At 67.0% G+C, this 14692-nt stretch carries 17 protein-coding genes; 7 read left to right on the top strand and 10 right to left on the bottom strand.

Going from position 1 to position 14692, the window contains the following annotated elements; genetic code table 11:
- Window positions 1-165: 165 nt before the first annotated feature.
- The gene (rlmH, locus tag THIX_RS08210) at window positions 166-636 is read left to right on the top strand and encodes a 23S rRNA (pseudouridine(1915)-N(3))-methyltransferase RlmH (protein WP_112485847.1); all 471 of its coding nucleotides are present in this window, start codon (window positions 166-168) and stop codon (window positions 634-636) included.
- 263 nt (window positions 637-899) lie between these two features.
- A complete protein-coding gene (locus tag THIX_RS08205) occupies window positions 900-1154 on the top strand; it encodes a hypothetical protein (protein ID WP_112485846.1) in 255 nt (84 codons plus the stop codon).
- A gap of 140 nt (window positions 1155-1294) precedes the next feature.
- Here THIX_RS08205 and THIX_RS08200 read toward each other — a convergent pair whose 3' ends face one another.
- Complete coding sequence (locus tag THIX_RS08200) at window positions 1295-1801, bottom strand: PGDYG domain-containing protein (protein ID WP_112485845.1); 507 nt, start codon at window positions 1799-1801, stop codon at window positions 1295-1297.
- Window positions 1798-3774, bottom strand: coding sequence for an ATP-binding cassette domain-containing protein (locus THIX_RS08195; protein WP_112485844.1), 1977 nt, complete (start codon window positions 3772-3774; stop codon window positions 1798-1800). The genes THIX_RS08200 and THIX_RS08195 overlap by 4 nt, the downstream gene beginning before the upstream one ends.
- Window positions 3775-3914: 140 nt before the next feature.
- Between THIX_RS08195 and THIX_RS08190 the strand changes: the two genes are divergently transcribed.
- Together THIX_RS08190 and rng are read left to right on the top strand one after the other, a co-directional pair.
- Window positions 3915-4577: a nucleoside triphosphate pyrophosphatase gene (locus THIX_RS08190; protein WP_112485843.1), complete on the top strand. Its 663-nt coding sequence runs from the start codon at window positions 3915-3917 to the stop codon at window positions 4575-4577.
- 11 nt (window positions 4578-4588) lie between these two features.
- Window positions 4589-6073 carry a ribonuclease G gene (gene rng / locus THIX_RS08185; RefSeq protein ID WP_112488258.1) on the top strand — a complete coding sequence of 495 codons (1485 nt, stop codon included), beginning with the start codon at window positions 4589-4591 and terminating at the stop codon, window positions 6071-6073.
- A 6-nt stretch (window positions 6074-6079) separates the two neighbouring features.
- On the opposite strand, the gene THIX_RS08180 is transcribed toward rng, so the two are convergent.
- The 5 genes from THIX_RS08180 to ftsY form a co-directional block, all read right to left on the bottom strand.
- Window positions 6080-6661, bottom strand: coding sequence for a peroxidase-related enzyme (locus tag THIX_RS08180; RefSeq protein WP_112485842.1), 582 nt, complete (start codon window positions 6659-6661; stop codon window positions 6080-6082).
- Between the two features lie 123 nt (window positions 6662-6784).
- Window positions 6785-7351 (bottom strand): SCP2 sterol-binding domain-containing protein, encoded by a 567-nt coding sequence (locus THIX_RS08175; protein WP_112485841.1) that lies wholly within the window; start codon window positions 7349-7351, stop codon window positions 6785-6787.
- A gap of 480 nt (window positions 7352-7831) precedes the next feature.
- Complete coding sequence (gene rpoH, locus THIX_RS08170; RefSeq protein ID WP_162497979.1) at window positions 7832-8767, bottom strand: RNA polymerase sigma factor RpoH; 936 nt, start codon at window positions 8765-8767, stop codon at window positions 7832-7834.
- A 98-nt stretch (window positions 8768-8865) separates the two neighbouring features.
- On the bottom strand, window positions 8866-9636 hold the full coding sequence (locus tag THIX_RS08165) for a GNAT family N-acetyltransferase (protein ID WP_112485839.1): 771 nt from the start codon (window positions 9634-9636) through the stop codon (window positions 8866-8868).
- Window positions 9637-9700: 64 nt separating this feature from the next.
- Window positions 9701-10831, bottom strand: coding sequence for a signal recognition particle-docking protein FtsY (ftsY, locus tag THIX_RS08160; RefSeq protein WP_112485838.1), 1131 nt, complete (start codon window positions 10829-10831; stop codon window positions 9701-9703).
- A gap of 145 nt (window positions 10832-10976) precedes the next feature.
- On the opposite strand from ftsY, the gene rsmD reads away from it, so the two are divergent.
- Genes rsmD through THIX_RS08145 form a run of 3 tightly spaced genes read left to right on the top strand, consistent with a single transcriptional unit; the run spans window position 10977 to window position 12452 of the window.
- A complete protein-coding gene (rsmD, locus tag THIX_RS08155; protein ID WP_112488257.1) occupies window positions 10977-11615 on the top strand; it encodes a 16S rRNA (guanine(966)-N(2))-methyltransferase RsmD in 639 nt (212 codons plus the stop codon).
- Between the two features lie 32 nt (window positions 11616-11647).
- Entirely contained in the window at window positions 11648-12139 is a 492-nt protein-coding gene (gene coaD, locus THIX_RS08150; protein WP_112485837.1) for a pantetheine-phosphate adenylyltransferase, read from the top strand.
- A gap of 10 nt (window positions 12140-12149) precedes the next feature.
- Window positions 12150-12452: a YfhL family 4Fe-4S dicluster ferredoxin gene (locus THIX_RS08145; RefSeq protein ID WP_112485836.1), complete on the top strand. Its 303-nt coding sequence runs from the start codon at window positions 12150-12152 to the stop codon at window positions 12450-12452.
- A gap of 55 nt (window positions 12453-12507) precedes the next feature.
- On the opposite strand, the gene THIX_RS08140 is transcribed toward THIX_RS08145, so the two are convergent.
- From THIX_RS08140 to THIX_RS08130, 3 genes are read right to left on the bottom strand one after another with little or no spacing between them, the layout of a single operon-like run.
- Entirely contained in the window at window positions 12508-12924 is a 417-nt protein-coding gene (locus THIX_RS08140; RefSeq protein ID WP_146748476.1) for a hypothetical protein, read from the bottom strand.
- Complete coding sequence (pth, locus tag THIX_RS08135; protein WP_112485834.1) at window positions 12921-13550, bottom strand: aminoacyl-tRNA hydrolase; 630 nt, start codon at window positions 13548-13550, stop codon at window positions 12921-12923. The genes THIX_RS08140 and pth overlap by 4 nt, the downstream gene beginning before the upstream one ends.
- Entirely contained in the window at window positions 13547-14650 is a 1104-nt protein-coding gene (locus THIX_RS08130; protein WP_112485833.1) for an NAD(P)H-dependent glycerol-3-phosphate dehydrogenase, read from the bottom strand. The genes pth and THIX_RS08130 overlap by 4 nt, the downstream gene beginning before the upstream one ends.
- Window positions 14651-14692: the final 42 nt, after the last annotated feature.

Genomic DNA, 14692 nt, shown 5'->3' with positions numbered 1-14692 from the left:
CGCCGCATGACAAACGCATGGCCGCCCCATGTTTTCTCGCCCCCACCGAAGGGCCGCAGCCGCAAGGCGGCAGCCTGAGGTCAGCGCCCCCAGCAGTCCGCAAACGGATTCCCCCGAGGAGGTCAAGACAACTCGGGAGCGGCCCTGCGTTTCCTTGAGAGCCCCATGAAAATCTGGTTGCTGGCGGTCGGGCAGCGCATGCCGCATTGGGTGGATGAAGCCTATGCGGACTACGCCAAGCGCCTGCCCGCCGAAACCCCGCTGGTGCTCAAGGAGATTCGCGCCGAGGCGCGCAGCTCCAGCCTCAGCGCCGAGGCGGTGATGGAGCGCGAAGCGCAGCGCATCGAGGCCGCGCTGCCGCAAAGCTGCCGCCTCATCGCCCTGGACGAGCATGGCCAGCACCACACCACGGCCAGCCTGGCCACCGAACTGCAACGCTGGCGTCAGGAAGGGCGCGACGTCGCCCTGCTCATCGGCGGTGCCGACGGCCTGGCGCCGCGCATCAAGCAACGTGCCGACGCCCTGCTGCGCCTGTCCGACCTCACCCTGCCCCACGGCCTGGCCCGCGTGCTGCTGGCCGAGCAAATCTATCGCGCCCACAGCCTGCTGTCCGGGCATCCCTACCACCGGGCTTGACGCCGCTCACCCTCAAGCCAGTGTCGTCATGCACCGCGCCACGGCCGCCGCTCGGCTGGCCCGTCAGTTGCTCGGCCTGTTGGGGCCGCGCCCTGTTCCGTGCTGGGCCTGCTGCTCGTGCTGCCAGCCTGTGCCCTGGGCATTTCTCCTGTCTGCTGGGATATGCAGCAAGGAAGATACCGCCTCTGCGTCGGGTAGACTGCCTGTAAGAATCTCCGAACGGCCTGCGCTACAGGGCCCCCACGCGAACATGGACAACTGCAATGATGGCCGGTAGCTGGTTCGCGACCTTAGGCGCGTTGGTTGGCGGGTTCATCGGCTTCCTCATGAGACCATCGGTGCCGCTCATCGGCCAACTCCCCTTCAGGGACGTGATATCGAGGGGCGCCGATCTGCAAGGCCTGGATGCGGTACTTCTTCGCAATGTGGCCCAGCAGTCATTCAACTATGTTTTGGCCGGTGCGATTGTCGGCGCTGTGGGCGGCTACGTTCTGTACCTGATCAGCAAAAAGAACTGAATCGGGCTCATCATTGGACTGTGCACGTCGCAGCATCTCGGGCACGACGATGTTCTGGAGATCTCACGCAATCGTTCGTTCGCTTCGGCAGTCGTGAAAAAACGGACGGAGCCTCCGGGGAACCCCATGCTCGGACGGCGTCAGCCGCGTGGCGGGGCGCCATCGCCGATCTTGAACACTGATGGATCGACACGTCGATACACCCGCTCAAACCGCGCCCCTTCCACCACCCCATAATCCCCCGGCGCGTATTGCAGCAGCCAGTCGCCCGCTTTGCCGTGCAGCAGGTCGCCGCCGACGCTGCGGGCGATGCGGAATGGGGTTGGCATTTGCCGGGCCAGCACGGGCAGGGGTTTGTTGATGTAGAGGCTGTCTTGCCCATCTCGTGTTGGGGCGACGGTCTGGTAGCGAGCGTCGAAGCGATCGCGGGACACGCTCCAGCGATCGCCGGTGGAGCCGGTGATGAGGGCGTCGCCCACGGTGTAGCGGTTGGGGCCTTCACGGCTGATGAGTTCGCCCGGCGCGGTGGCGAATTGCACCTGCACGGTTTCATGTTTGACGTATTGCGCGGCTTGCGGGTCGGTGCGCAGGTCGATGTTGTCGAGGGGTTCGGAGGCTTGCATCGCCGAGGGCGTGGGTTGGGTCATGGGGCTTCCAGGGCTTCCCAGCGTTCGAGGGCCTGGAGCAGCTCGTCCTCGATCTGGGCGAAGCGTTGCTGCATCGCGCTCAGCCGCTCTGGTGCGGACTTGTAGGTTTCCGAGTCAGCCAATTGCTCGGACAGTGCTTTTTGCTCGACCTCCAGCGCGGCGATGCGGCCGGGCAGATCCTGTAGTTCGCGCTGTTCCTTGTAGCTGAGCTTGCGCCGTGGCGTGGCGCCCGCGCCCGCATGCGCTGGCTGGCCCCCGAGAGCGCCGCCCCCGACTTGGGATGATGCAGCGGCGGTGGTGGGCTTGGGCTGCGCGGGCCCCGCGGCGCTGCTGCGCTCTGCACGGTCTGCCCGTTTCGCCGCAGCCGGAGTGCCGGCCTGCTGCAGGCTGCGGGCGCGCTGCGATTGCGTCAGCCAATCGCTCACGCCGCCTTCGTATTCGCGCCAGCGACCGGGGTGGCCGGGGGCGGATTCGGCGACGATGGTGCTGGTGACGACATTGTCGAGAAAGCGGCGGTCGTGGCTGACGAGGAACACGGTGCCGTCGAACTCCTGCAGCAGTTGTTCCAGCAACTCCAGCGTGTCGATGTCGAGGTCGTTGGTGGGCTCGTCCAGCACCAGCACGTTGGCGGGTCGGGCGAACAGGCGCGCGAGCAACAGGCGGTTGCGCTCGCCGCCCGAAAGCGACTTCACCGGTGAATTGGCCCGCGCCGGGGCGAACAGGAAGTCGCCCAGATAGCTCATCACATGTTTGCGGGAGCCGCCGATTTCAATCCACTCGCTCCCCGGGCTGATGGTGTCGGCCAGCGTGGCCTCGGGGTCGAGCGCGGTGCGCATCTGGTCGAAGTAGGCCACGGTGAGGCGCGTGCCCTGGCGCACGCTGCCGCTGTCGGGCGCCAGTTCGCCGAGGATCAATTTCAGCAGCGTGGTCTTGCCGGCGCCATTGGGGCCGATGATGCCGACCTTGTCGCCGCGCAGGATGGTGGCGGAAAAATCCTGCACCACGATGCGCTCGCCAAAGCGCTTGCCCACCACCTCCAGCGCGGCGACGATGCGCCCGCTGGATTGGCCCCCGTCCACCTCCAGCTTCACGCGCCCCAGGGTTTCGCGCCGCGCCTGGCGCTGCGCGCGCAAGGCTTCCAGGCGGTTGATGCGGCTGACGCTGCGGGTGCGCCGCGCCTCCACGCCCTTGCGGATCCACACCTCTTCCTGCGCCAGCAGCTTGTCGGCACGGGCTGCGGACACGGTCTCGTCGGCCAGCTCCTGCGCCTTGCGCGCCTCGTAGGCGCTGAAGTTGCCGGGGTAGCTGCGCAACTGGCCGCGGTCGAGTTCGACGATGCGGGTGGCGACGTTGTCGAGAAAGCTGCGGTCGTGGGTGATGAGCACGACGCTGCCGCGAAAGCCGATGAGCAGGCCTTCGAGCCAGGTGATGGCGTCGAGGTCGAGATGGTTGGTGGGCTCGTCGAGCAGCAGCACGTCGGGCGCGGCCACCAGCGCCTGCGCCAGCGCCACGCGCTTTTGCATGCCGCCGGACAGGCTGCCGATGCGCGCCTCGGCCTGCAGTTCCAGGCGCTGCAGGGTCTGGTCCACGCGCTGCTCCCAGGTCCAGCCGTCGAGCAGTTCGATGCGCGTCTGGATCGCGTCCAGGTCATCGTCCGGCGAGTGCGCCTCGTAGCGCGCCCGCAGGTCGCGCGCTTCGGCCACGCCATGGGCCACGGTGTCGAACACCGTGGCCTCGGCCGGAAACGCTGCTTCCTGCGGCACATACACCTGACGCAAACCCTGCTGCACCTGCACCAGGCCGTCATCGGGCTGCTCCAGGCCGGCGATGATTTTCAGCAGCGACGATTTGCCGGTGCCGTTGCGGCCGATGAGGCCGACACGCTCGCCCGCCTCCAGCGCCATGGCGGCATGGTCGAGCAGGGGAACGTGGCCGAAAGCCAGGCTGAGGTCGGAGATGGAGAGAACGGCCATGGGGAGCGATGAAGGCCGGCGGAATGACGGCGCGCGGGCATTGTGCCACCGGGCTGCGCGGCGCTGCTCGCGGTGGCCATGCCCGGTATGATCGGCCGTCCCCAACCCCTGGCTCGCCAGTGCCGCAGACGCACTCCGCAATGCACGCTCCCAAGCACGCCAAGCCCTTCGTCTACCTCGCCTCCGCCAGCCCCAGACGGCAGGAATTGCTGCGCCAGATCGGGGTGGACTTCGTGCTGCTGGCCCCCGACGCCAAGGAGGATGCCGAGACGCTGGAACGGGTGCGGCCAGGCGAGTCGGCCCGCGCCTATGTGACGCGCGTCACGCGGCTCAAGCTGCAGGCCGCGGTCGCGCGCCTGGCGCATCGCGGCCTGCCGCCAGCGCCCATTCTGTGTGCCGACACCACCGTGGCGCTGGGCCGGCGAATCGTCGGCAAACCGTCCGATGCCGCCGAGGCCGCGGCCATGCTCAAGCTGCTGGCCGGCCACACCCACCGGGTGCTGACGGCCGTGGCGCCGCAATGGGCCGATGCGCCAAGCTCGCAGACCTCGGGCCCGCACAAGGCGGGCTCACACAGACGCGAAGCGCTGAGCACCAGCCGAGTGCAATTCGCAGCGCTGTCCGACGCGCAGCTCGCGGCCTATGTGGCCAGCGGCGAGCCCTTCGGCAAGGCTGGCGCCTACGGCGTGCAGGGCCGGGCGGCGGCGTTCATTCAACACATCGGCGGCAGCTACTCGGGCATCATGGGGCTGCCGCTGTTCGAAACCACCCAATTGCTGCGACAAGCTGGAATCCCGCTATGAACAACCCCGGTCTGCAGGAAGACTTGCTGATCAACATCACGCCGCAGGAAACCCGCGTGGCCCTCATCGCCCACGCGGCGGTGCAAGAGCTTCACATCGAGCGCACGCTGGAGCGCGGCCTGGCCGGCAATGTCTATCTGGGCCGCGTGGTGCGGGTGCTGCCAGGCATGCAGTCGGCCTTCATCGACATCGGCCTGGAACGCGCCGCTTTCCTGCATGTGGCCGACCTGTGGCAGCGCATGCTGGGCAGCAACGGCGAGGGGCGGCAGAACGCGCCGCCGGTTCCCATCGAGAAACTGGTGTTCGAAGGCCAGTCGCTGCTGGTGCAGGTGATCAAGGACCCGATCGGCGCCAAGGGCGCGAGACTGTCCTCGCAGATCAGCCTGGCCGGGCGGCTGCTGGTGCATTTGCCGCAAGACGAACATATTGGCATTTCGCAAAAAATCGAGGACCCCGCGCTGCGCGACGCGCTGCGTCAGCGCCTGACCGCGCAGGCCCAGGCGCACGACCCCAACGCCAGCCTGGGCTTCATCGTGCGCACCAACGCCGAGGATGCGAGCGACGCCGAGCTGCTCGACGACATCAGCTATCTGCGCAAGACCTGGAGCACGATCGACGCCCGCATGCGTCAGGCGCAATCCCCCGCCCTGCTCTACCAGGAACTGAGCCTGGCGCAGCGCGTGCTGCGCGACCTCGTCACCGACGCCACGCGCAGCATTCAAATCGACTCGCGCGAGAACTTCGAGCGCCTGCAGGCTTTCGCCGCGGAGTACATGCCGCGTGTGGCCGGCCTGCTGCAGCTCTACCGCGGCGAGCGCCCGCTGTTCGAGCTGTACAACGTGGACGCCGAAATCGAAAAAGCCCTGGGCCGGCGCGTGGACCTCAAATCCGGCGGCTATCTCATCATCGACCAGACCGAGGCCATGACCACGGTGGACGTGAACACCGGCGGCTTCGTCGGCGCGCGCAACTTCGACGACACCATTTTCAAGACCAATCTGGAAGCCGCGCAGGCCATCGCCCGGCAACTGCGCCTGCGCAATCTGGGCGGCATCATCCTGCTCGACTTCATCGACATGGGCAGCGCCCAGCACCGCGCCGCCGTGCTCGACGAGCTGAAAAAATCGCTGGCGCGCGACCGCGTGAAAGTGTCGGTCAACGGCTTCTCGCAACTCGGCCTGGTGGAAATGACGCGCAAGCGCACCCGCGAATCCCTCGCCCACCAGCTGTGCGAACCCTGCCCCATCTGCGCCGGCCAGGGCCAGGTGAAAACCGCACGCACCGCCTGCTACGACATCCTGCGCGAAATCCTGCGCGAGGCCAAGCAGTTCAGCCCGCGCGAATTCCGCATCGTCGCCTCCAACGCCGTGGTCGATCTCTTCCTCGAAGAGGAAAGCGCCCACCTCGCCGAACTGTCCGACTTCATCGGCAAACCCATCGCCCTGCAAGTCGAACCCGGCTACGTCCAGCACCAGTTCGACATCGTGCTGCTGTAGGGCCCATCAAGGGGTTCGGGGCACCCGCCCCAGCATGTAGAACTCGGCGTTGGGCATCATGCCGGTGAGTCCGGCCATGCGGTTGGAAAGTGCGAAGAAGGCTGCGATGGCGCCGATGTCCCAGATGTCTTCCTGGCTGAAGCCTGCGGCATAGAGGGCCTCGTCATCGGCCGCGTCCACCGTGTTGGCCTGCTGCGCCACCTTCAGGGCGAACGCCAGCATCGCGCGCTGGCGCGCAGTGAGCGCAGCCCGGGTCCAGTCGGTCGCGAGTTGGTCGGCAAGCAGCGGCGCTTTCTCGTGGATGCGCAAAATCGCACCATGGGCGACGACGCAATACAGGCAGTGGTTGGCGGCGCTGGTGGCGACGACGATCATCTCGCGTTCACCCTTGCTCAGACCCGAGGGCTTGAGCATCAAGGCGTCGTGATAAGCGAAGAAAGCGCGAAATTCATCGGGCCGATGCGCCAGGGCGAGAAACACGCTGGGCACGAAGCCGCTGCGCTCCTGCACGGCGAGAATGCGCTGGCGGATATCGTCCGGCAGGTCGGCGAGTTCGGGGACGGGGAAACGGCTGATGCGCTCGGTCATGACGGGACTCAGGTCTGAGGAAATCTTGATTGAAGCCCTTGCGCCGGCTGAACGCAAGGGCTCTGCAGACGCAAAAAAGCCCGCACGAAGCGGGCTTTTCGGTGCCTGAAATCAGACCGCCGCTTATTGCGCCAAGCTGGTCTGCGTGGCTCCGGCCGGACAGGTTGCCGCGTCGCCAGCGACCTTGCCGACATTGAGCAGGAAGCTCTCGAACGGTTTGATCGCACGCATGGCCACCAACTTCGGGCCCTGGAACTCGAGCTTGCCGCTCATCATGGCCCACATGGGCCCCGGGTCGCCTTTGCCCATGGCTTCCCAGTTCTTGGTGCTGGCGTGCATCAAAAAGTCCACGTCGAAGTTGGCCGGTGTGTTGGGGACGCCGCCGTAGGTGCAAAAGGCCTTGCCATCCTTCGGCACGATCTTGAGTTCCACCATCGAGCCTTTGCCGCAATCGGTCCGGTACAACTCCACCACCTTGTAGCCACGGCCCTTGTCATCGCGCAGCCATTCGCCGGCCAGGCCCTCGGTGAGTTGGGTGGTCTGGTTCCAGGTCTGGCAGAAGTTGGCCGTCCATTGCGGTGACATGAGCACGGGAGCGGCAGCCTGGGCTGCCACGGTGGCGGTCGTGAACAGGGTGGCCAGGGCCAAGCGCACCAGGGTTTGACGGTGGTTTGCAGTGATGCGATGCATGGGTATTGTCTCCTCGGTTGTGAAACGGGCGCAATGGCCCGGGCAAAAAGGGGATGCAGGCAGACGGCTTGATTCAGCCCAAGGCGGAATCAGCCTGAATGGAAGGTTCAGCCCTGCGCCGAAAATCGGTGGTTCTTTTCATCGGTGAACAAGCCAACGCTCATCACCGCAACGACCGCCGCATTGATGAAAAACGGCGGGTCGATTTCCACGCCCATGCTGACTCCTCCAGGTTGTCCATTTAGTTCCGGGAGTATGCAGTTGTCAGCGCATCTTGCCACTGGGGACTTTCCAGAATAAGCACGGGATGGATGACCGTGAAACCACGGCTGTTGACGCCATGCCCCCTCTTGGGCGCACGGCTGGCCACGCCCTGCAGCAAGGCAAGGCATGACGCCTGCGGCAGGACCACACCGCAGGGCGCTGGCGTCGCCCATGCCGGGCGCACCAACCCGGTGGTATCGCCCCGAGACTCTTGCGTCAGGCGTATTGCGCCAGGGTTTGGCGCATTTTTTTCATGGCCTGAACTTCGATCTGGCGAATGCGCTCGGCCGACACGCTGAACTCGGCGGCCAGGTCGTGCAGGGTCTTGCCGCCGGTGCCGTCGTCGTTCACCGCCAGCCAGCGTTGCTCGACGATGCGGCGGCTGCGTGCATCCAGGGTTTCCAGAGCCTGCTCCAGGCCTTGCACCTGCAGGCGCTCGCGGCTGCGAGCTTCCAGCACGGCATCGGGTTCGTGGCTGCGGTCCGAGAGGTAGGCGCCGGGGCCGAATGACTCTTCGCCATCGTCACCCACGGGCTGCAGTGAGACTTCGCTGCCGCCCATGCGTTGCTCCATCTCGATGACGTCGGAGCGCTTGACCTGCAAGGTCTTTGCCACCGCATCGATCTCGGCGTCGTGAAAGCTCTCGAAGCCCTGCTTCATCGAGCGCAGGTTGAAGAACAGCTTGCGCTGCGCCTTGGTGGTGGCCACCTTGACCAAGCGCCAGTTGCGCAGGATGTATTCGTGGATTTCCGCCTTGATCCAGTGCAGCGCGTAGCTGACCAGACGCACGCCTTGCGACGGGTCGAAGCGGCGAACCGCTTTCATCAGGCCGATATTGCCTTCCTGGATCAGGTCGGCATGCGGCAGGCCGTAACCGAGATAGTGGCGGGCGACCGAGACCACCACACGCAGGTGCGACATCACCAGTTTCCCGGCGGCGTCGCGGTCTTCGCGCTCACGCCAGGCCAGCGCCAGCGAGCGCTCTTCTTCAAGGCTCAGCATGGGCATGCGGTTGGCGGCGGCGATGTAGGACTCCAGATTGCCCAAGCTGGGCACCTGGGCGGGAAATCCGACGGCGAAAGAGGCCCCCGCCACAGGGGCCATCCCCCGTGTAGGTTGCAGGGCAAGGGCATTGGTGCGGGCCATATGCATACTCCTCTGTCTATTCAGGATTGGAATTTTAGCACTCAGGCCATCAGAGTGCTAAGCGCCTGCCGGAGTTCCGCATCAGGCCCCGCACTGGGCCATCATCAAACCTGCGCGGCTGCAGGATGGGACGACGCGAGCGCCGGCTGGGTGAGCGTGCCCAGGGCCTGGCGCTGCCGGCCTTGGGCATCGAAATTGGCGGCATCCAGCCATTGGACATAAGCCCGCCGCAGGGCTGGCCATTCGCGGTCGAGCATGGCGTACCAGGCGGTATCGCGGTTGCGCCCTTTGACCACCGCCGCTTGACGGAACAAACCCTCGAAGCTGAAGCCCAGGCGCTGCGCCGCCCGGCGCGAGGGGGCATTGAGGGCATTGCACTTCCACTCCACGCGCCGGTATCCCAGCGCAAAAGCGTGGTCGAGCATGAGGAACAGCGCCTCGGTGGCGACCGGGGTGCGCTGCAGGCGCGGCGCGAAGGCCAGATGGCCGATCTCGATGCAGCCGTTGTTCGGGTCGATGCGCAAGTAGGCGGCCACGCCCGAAGCCTGGCCGGTTGCGGCCGCGACGATGGCGAAGAAGAGCGGATCGCGCGAGGCCTGGCTTTCCCGCACCCAGTCGGCGTAGGCCGCGGCGTCGGCAAACGGGCCGTAGGGTAGATAGATCCACATCCGCCCAGCGCTGTCTTCGGCGTTGGCCGCGTGCAAGGAAACGGCGTGGTCTGCCATGTCCAAGGGCTCCAGCCTTGCGCGCAGGCCGGCAAGTGGCGTGTGTGCGGGCGACGGCGGCGGCTTCCAAGCCGACACCACGGGGCCAAGCGGCAAGTCTGGCGCATCGGCCACGGTGCTGGATGGGCTGGTGTGCGGGGCGGTCTGCATGGTCGTGAAGGATGGCTGCGCGCGATTCGGGGAAGAAAAGAGCAGTCGGGGCGAGGCAGCCGCCTCAACCCACCAGCGCCTGGGCAAAGGCGCGGGCGTCGAAAGGCTGCAGGTCGTCGAGCGATTCGCCCACGCCGATGAAGTAGATGGGCACCGGGCGCTCGCGCGCGATGGCCGCGATCACCCCGCCCTTGGCGCTGCCATCGAGCTTGGTGAGGATGATGCCGCTCAGTCCCAGGGTCTCGTCGAAGGCGCGGAGTTGCGCCAGCGCGTTCTGGCCGTTGGTGGCGTCGATCACCAGAATGGCTTCGTGCGGCGCACCCTCCATCGCTTTGGCCGTCACGCGCTTGACCTTCTTCAACTCGTCCATCAGGTGCAACTGCGTGGGCAGGCGGCCGGCGGTATCGACGATGACCACGTCCATGCCGCGCGCGCGGCCGGCGGTCACGGCGTCGAAAGCCACCGCAGCCGGATCGCCGCCCTGCTGGGCGATGACCTGCACCGCGTTGCGCTCGCCCCAGGCTGCGAGTTGTTCGCGCGCGGCGGCGCGGAAGGTGTCGCCCGCCGCCAGCAGAACCTTGCAGCCGGCCTGCTGCAAATGCCGCGTGAGCTTGCCGATGGTGGTGGTCTTGCCCGCACCGTTCACGCCCACGAGCATGATGACCGTGGGCGTTGTTTTGCCGATGTCGAGCGGCCGCTCCAGTGGCTGAAGCAACTCGGCCAGCACATCGCGCAGCAGCTCCTTGACCTGCAGCGGCGTCTCGGCGCGCGCGGTGCGCACCTTCTTGCGCAACTGTTCCAGCACGAACTGCGTCGCCGGCATGCCGGCGTCAGCCAGGATCAGCGCCGTCTCCAGTTCCTCGTACAGCGCCTCGTCGACGCGACTGCCGCCGAACAGGACGGAAATGCCCGAACCGGTCTTGCGCAAGCCCTGGCGCAAACGCGAAAACCAGCCGGACGCAGCCTCGGCGTCGGCACCGCCTCCCGCTGGACCGATCAACTCCGGGGCAGGCTGGGCCGCGCCCGGGTTCGCTTCATCGTCGCGCCTGACGGCGCCCTGCTCCACCCTGCTTGCGGACAAGGGGCCTTCGACCACGGGAACGGGCGCTGCAGCTGGCGCGGCCAGCTGCGCTTCCTGCGGATGGGCCTGGGCGGATTCGGGCGCTGCGGGCTTGCGTTTGAAAAAACGGAACATGGACGAAGAAGGTTCGGTGGTGGCATGCGCCCGCATGCGGGCGCATGCGGTGGGCCTTATTGTCGCCTGCCACCGTCAGCCCGTGCCAACCCCGAGCGCATGCGGCTATGCTCCCCGGCGCCAACCTTTGTTCGGACACACCGCCATGCCCGGAAAACCTTCATCTGCACCCAAACCCCGCAGCCCGCAGCCCAACCGTGGGCCGGGTGAGGTCCGCATCATTGGCGGCCGCCTCAAGCGCAGCAAGCTGGTGGTCGCCCATCACCCCGGGCTGCGCCCCACGCCCGACCGCGTGCGCGAAACCCTGTTCAATTGGCTGGGCCAGGATCTCACCGGGCTGCGTTGCCTCGATCTGTTCGCCGGCAGCGGCGCGCTGGGCCTGGAGGCGGCGTCGCGCGGCGCGGCCTGGGTCGATCTGGTCGAGCGCGATGCCCAGCTCGCCAAGGCCTTGACCGGGGCCTGCGCCCGGCTCGGCGTGGCCGCGGCTCGCGTCCATGCACAAGACGCGCTGCAGTTCGCCGCGCGCTGCGCCAGGGGCAGCTATGACATCGTGTTCATCGACCCGCCGTTCGCGCTGGCCGCCAGCGGCCTGCACGCCGCCGCGCTGGCTGCTGCTTCGCGCCTGCTGCCCGCTGGCGGCATGGCCTACATCGAAGCGCCTGATGCGCGCCAGCTGGCCGCCTGGACCGACGGCGGCGTCTGGAGCGTGTACCGCCAGGACCGCGCCGGTCAGGTGCATTACGCCGTGCTGCAGCGCAAGGCCGAAGCCGGCGCCGCGGAATAAACTGCCGCCGTGCACCAACCCTGGAGTTCACCATGCTGACGGCCGTCTACCCCGGCACTTTCGACCCCTTCACCCGTGGGCATGAAGACCTGGTGCGTCGCGCCAGCAAACTCTGCGACCGGCTGATCGTCGCCGTGGCTGGCGGACACCACAAGAACCCGCTCTTCAGCCTGGACGAACGCCTGGACTTGGCGCGCGCCATCCTCACGCCCTACAAGAACGTGGAGATCGAGGGCTTCTCCGGCCTGCTGCGCAACTTCGTGCTGGAGCGTGAAGCCGGGGTGGTGATACGCGGCCTGCGCGCGGTCAGCGACTTCGAGTACGAGTTCCAGATGGCGGGCATGAACCGCCAACTCATGCCCGACGTGGAAACCATCTTCATGACCCCCGCCGATCAGTACCAGTTCGTATCCGGGACGTTCGTGCGGGAAATTGCCGTGCTCGGTGGCGACGTGAGCAAATTCGTGGTCCCCTTGGTGACCGAGCGCCTGGCCGTGAAGCTAGCCGGGCGTTTGCCGAACTGAGGTCTCTGCCATGGCTTTGTGGATCACCGACGAGTGCATCAACTGCGATGTCTGCGAGCCCGAGTGCCCGAATCAGGCCATTTCGATGGGACCGGACATCTACGAAATCAACCCCGACCGCTGCACCGAATGCGTCGGGCATTTCGACACCCCGCAATGCGTGCAAGTATGCCCGGTCGATTGCATCCCCGTTCGCCCCGACCGCGTGGAAAGCCGCGACGTGCTGATGGTGAGGTACCGCAGCCTGGTGGGGCTTCAGCCGCCGCGAACCGTGGCGGCCGAAGCAGGCGTCTCAAGCCCGCAGACCGACTGACCCGAACTTGCGGCCATGGCGGCGCAAACTCGCTTTCAGCTGCCGATTTGACGCCTCAGGACGCGGAAATGCCGCTCACCGCCTTGCGCGTGTCGTGTTTGCGCGCCGCCTTGCGAGCGCGCTCCTGCCGGAGCCAGGCACGATGCTGGGCAAGCGCGTGTTTGCGAGCCTGCAGGGCTTCCTGCTTCAAGGCCTTGCGCCGCGCCGCTTCACGTTCGGCGTTTTCACGGTGGAGTTGGTCGGCAAGACGCTGGTCGCGCGCGGTCTGGGCGCGTGCCTGCTCGACTTGGGCGGGCTCGCGCGGGTCGGCCACATCGACTGGCTTGCCCTGGGGACACGGGGCATGGGAATAGGTGCTGCCGCAGCGATACACCGACTGCGCGAAGGCCGCGCCACCCTGCTGCAGCATCCAGGCGAAGAGCGGCAGCAACAGCGCCATACGAGCCAGGTGAAAGCCGGTGATGATCATCATGACAACTCCTTGTTTGCGCCCTTCGGTGGCACTGGACTCGGCCCAGGCGGTGGCGCATTGCCGCGATGCAGGTGCATCATCGCCGCCTCGAATTCGCCGCGCAAAAGCCGCGGCAGTTCGTCCAGGCCGCGCTGCAGGGTCTGTTCGATGCGATCGAGCTCGCTGCGCGGCGGCCGGCCCAGGACGAAGCCGATGACCTCGGAGCGGTCGCCCGGATGGCCAATACCGATGCGCAAGCGCCAGAACTGCGGCGTGCCGAGCTGCGCGGCGATGTCGCGCAAGCCGTTGTGCCCGGCATGGCCGCCAGCCAGCTTGAGCTTGATCTGCCCCGGCGGCAAGTCGAGTTCGTCGTGCGCCACCAGAATGTCCTCGGGCGGAATTTTGTAGAACCGCGCCATGGCGGCAACGGCGTGGCCCGAGCGGTTCATATAGGTGGTCGGCTCCAGCAGCCAGACGTCGCCTTCCGGGCCGCGCAGGCGGGCGATGTCGCCGAAAAAACCGCGCTCCGCCCGCAGGCTCAGACCCTCGCGCTGCACGATCTGATCGAGCCACCAGAAGCCGGCGTTGTGACGCTGCTGCGCATGTTCCGGCCCGGGGTTGCCAAGGCCAACGATGAGCCGGATCACGCCTGCGCTCCGGGCTTGGTCGGCATCTCGACCGTGGGCGCAGACGTGGCCCCAGCCTCGGGCTGCGGCTCGCGCGCCAGCAGGGTGCGCAGCGCATCCGTCGCGCTGCAGCGCCCACCGAGCAAATCGGCCACGGCCGCGGTGATGGGCATGGCCACACCTCGGCTGTGTGCCAGCTCCAGCACGGTTTGCGCGGTGGGCACGCCTTCGGCGACATGCCCGAGTTCGGCCACGATTCTGTCCAGCGTCTTGCCCGCCGCCAATTGCAGTCCGACACGACGGTTGCGCGACAACTCCCCGGTGCAGGTGAGCACCAGGTCACCCAGGCCGCTCAGGCCCATGAAGGTTTCCATCTGCGCTCCCAGTGCCAGACCCAGGCGGGACATTTCTGCCAGGCCACGGGTGATGAGCGCGGCGCGGGCGTTGTGCCCCTGGCCCAGGCCGTCGCTCACGCCGCAGGCGATGGCCAGCACGTTCTTCACCGCCCCACCCACTTCCACGCCGATCAAGTCGCCGCTGGCGTAAATGCGCATGCCACCACCATGCAGGGCCTGCACGGCATGGTGCATGAGACCGGCATCGGCGCTGGCAACGGTAAGCGCCACCGGCAGGCCGCGCGCCACTTCCTGGGCGAAGCTCGGGCCGGAGAGCACGCCAATGGCCGGCCGGCCCGCCCAGCCTGCGAACATCTGCTCCAGCACCGCATGGGGCAGCAGGCCGCTGCCCCGCTCGAAGCCCTTGGCCAGGATCAACACCTGTTCGACGCCGCCCGCAACCGGATGCACGGCTGCGGCGTTTGCCTGCGCATGCTCGCGCATGGCCTGCGCCACGCTGCGCAAGCCGGCCACCGGCGTGGCCAGCACCAACAGCCCTGAACCTCCTGGAGCGCCGGCATGCGCCAAGGCTGCCCCCAGGTCGGACGTGAGGCCCAGCGTCTCGGGCAAGGCGATACCGGGCAGATAGCGGGTGTTCTCGCCGCGCGTGCGCAAGCCTTGCATCAGCACCGCGTCGCGCCCCCAGAGTTGCACGACATGGCGACTTGCCGCGTGGCAGGCCAGGGCTGTGCCCCAGGCGCCGGCACCGAGAATGGTGATGTTCATACGCATGCAGGACGGGCCGGGACCGGGCGGGTCAGCGAGCCC

Source organism: Thiomonas sp. X19, from assembly GCF_900089495.1.
In the GTDB taxonomy this organism is placed as follows: domain Bacteria; phylum Pseudomonadota; class Gammaproteobacteria; order Burkholderiales; family Burkholderiaceae_C; genus Thiomonas_A.
This window is presented reverse-complemented; position numbering and strand designations above follow the sequence as displayed.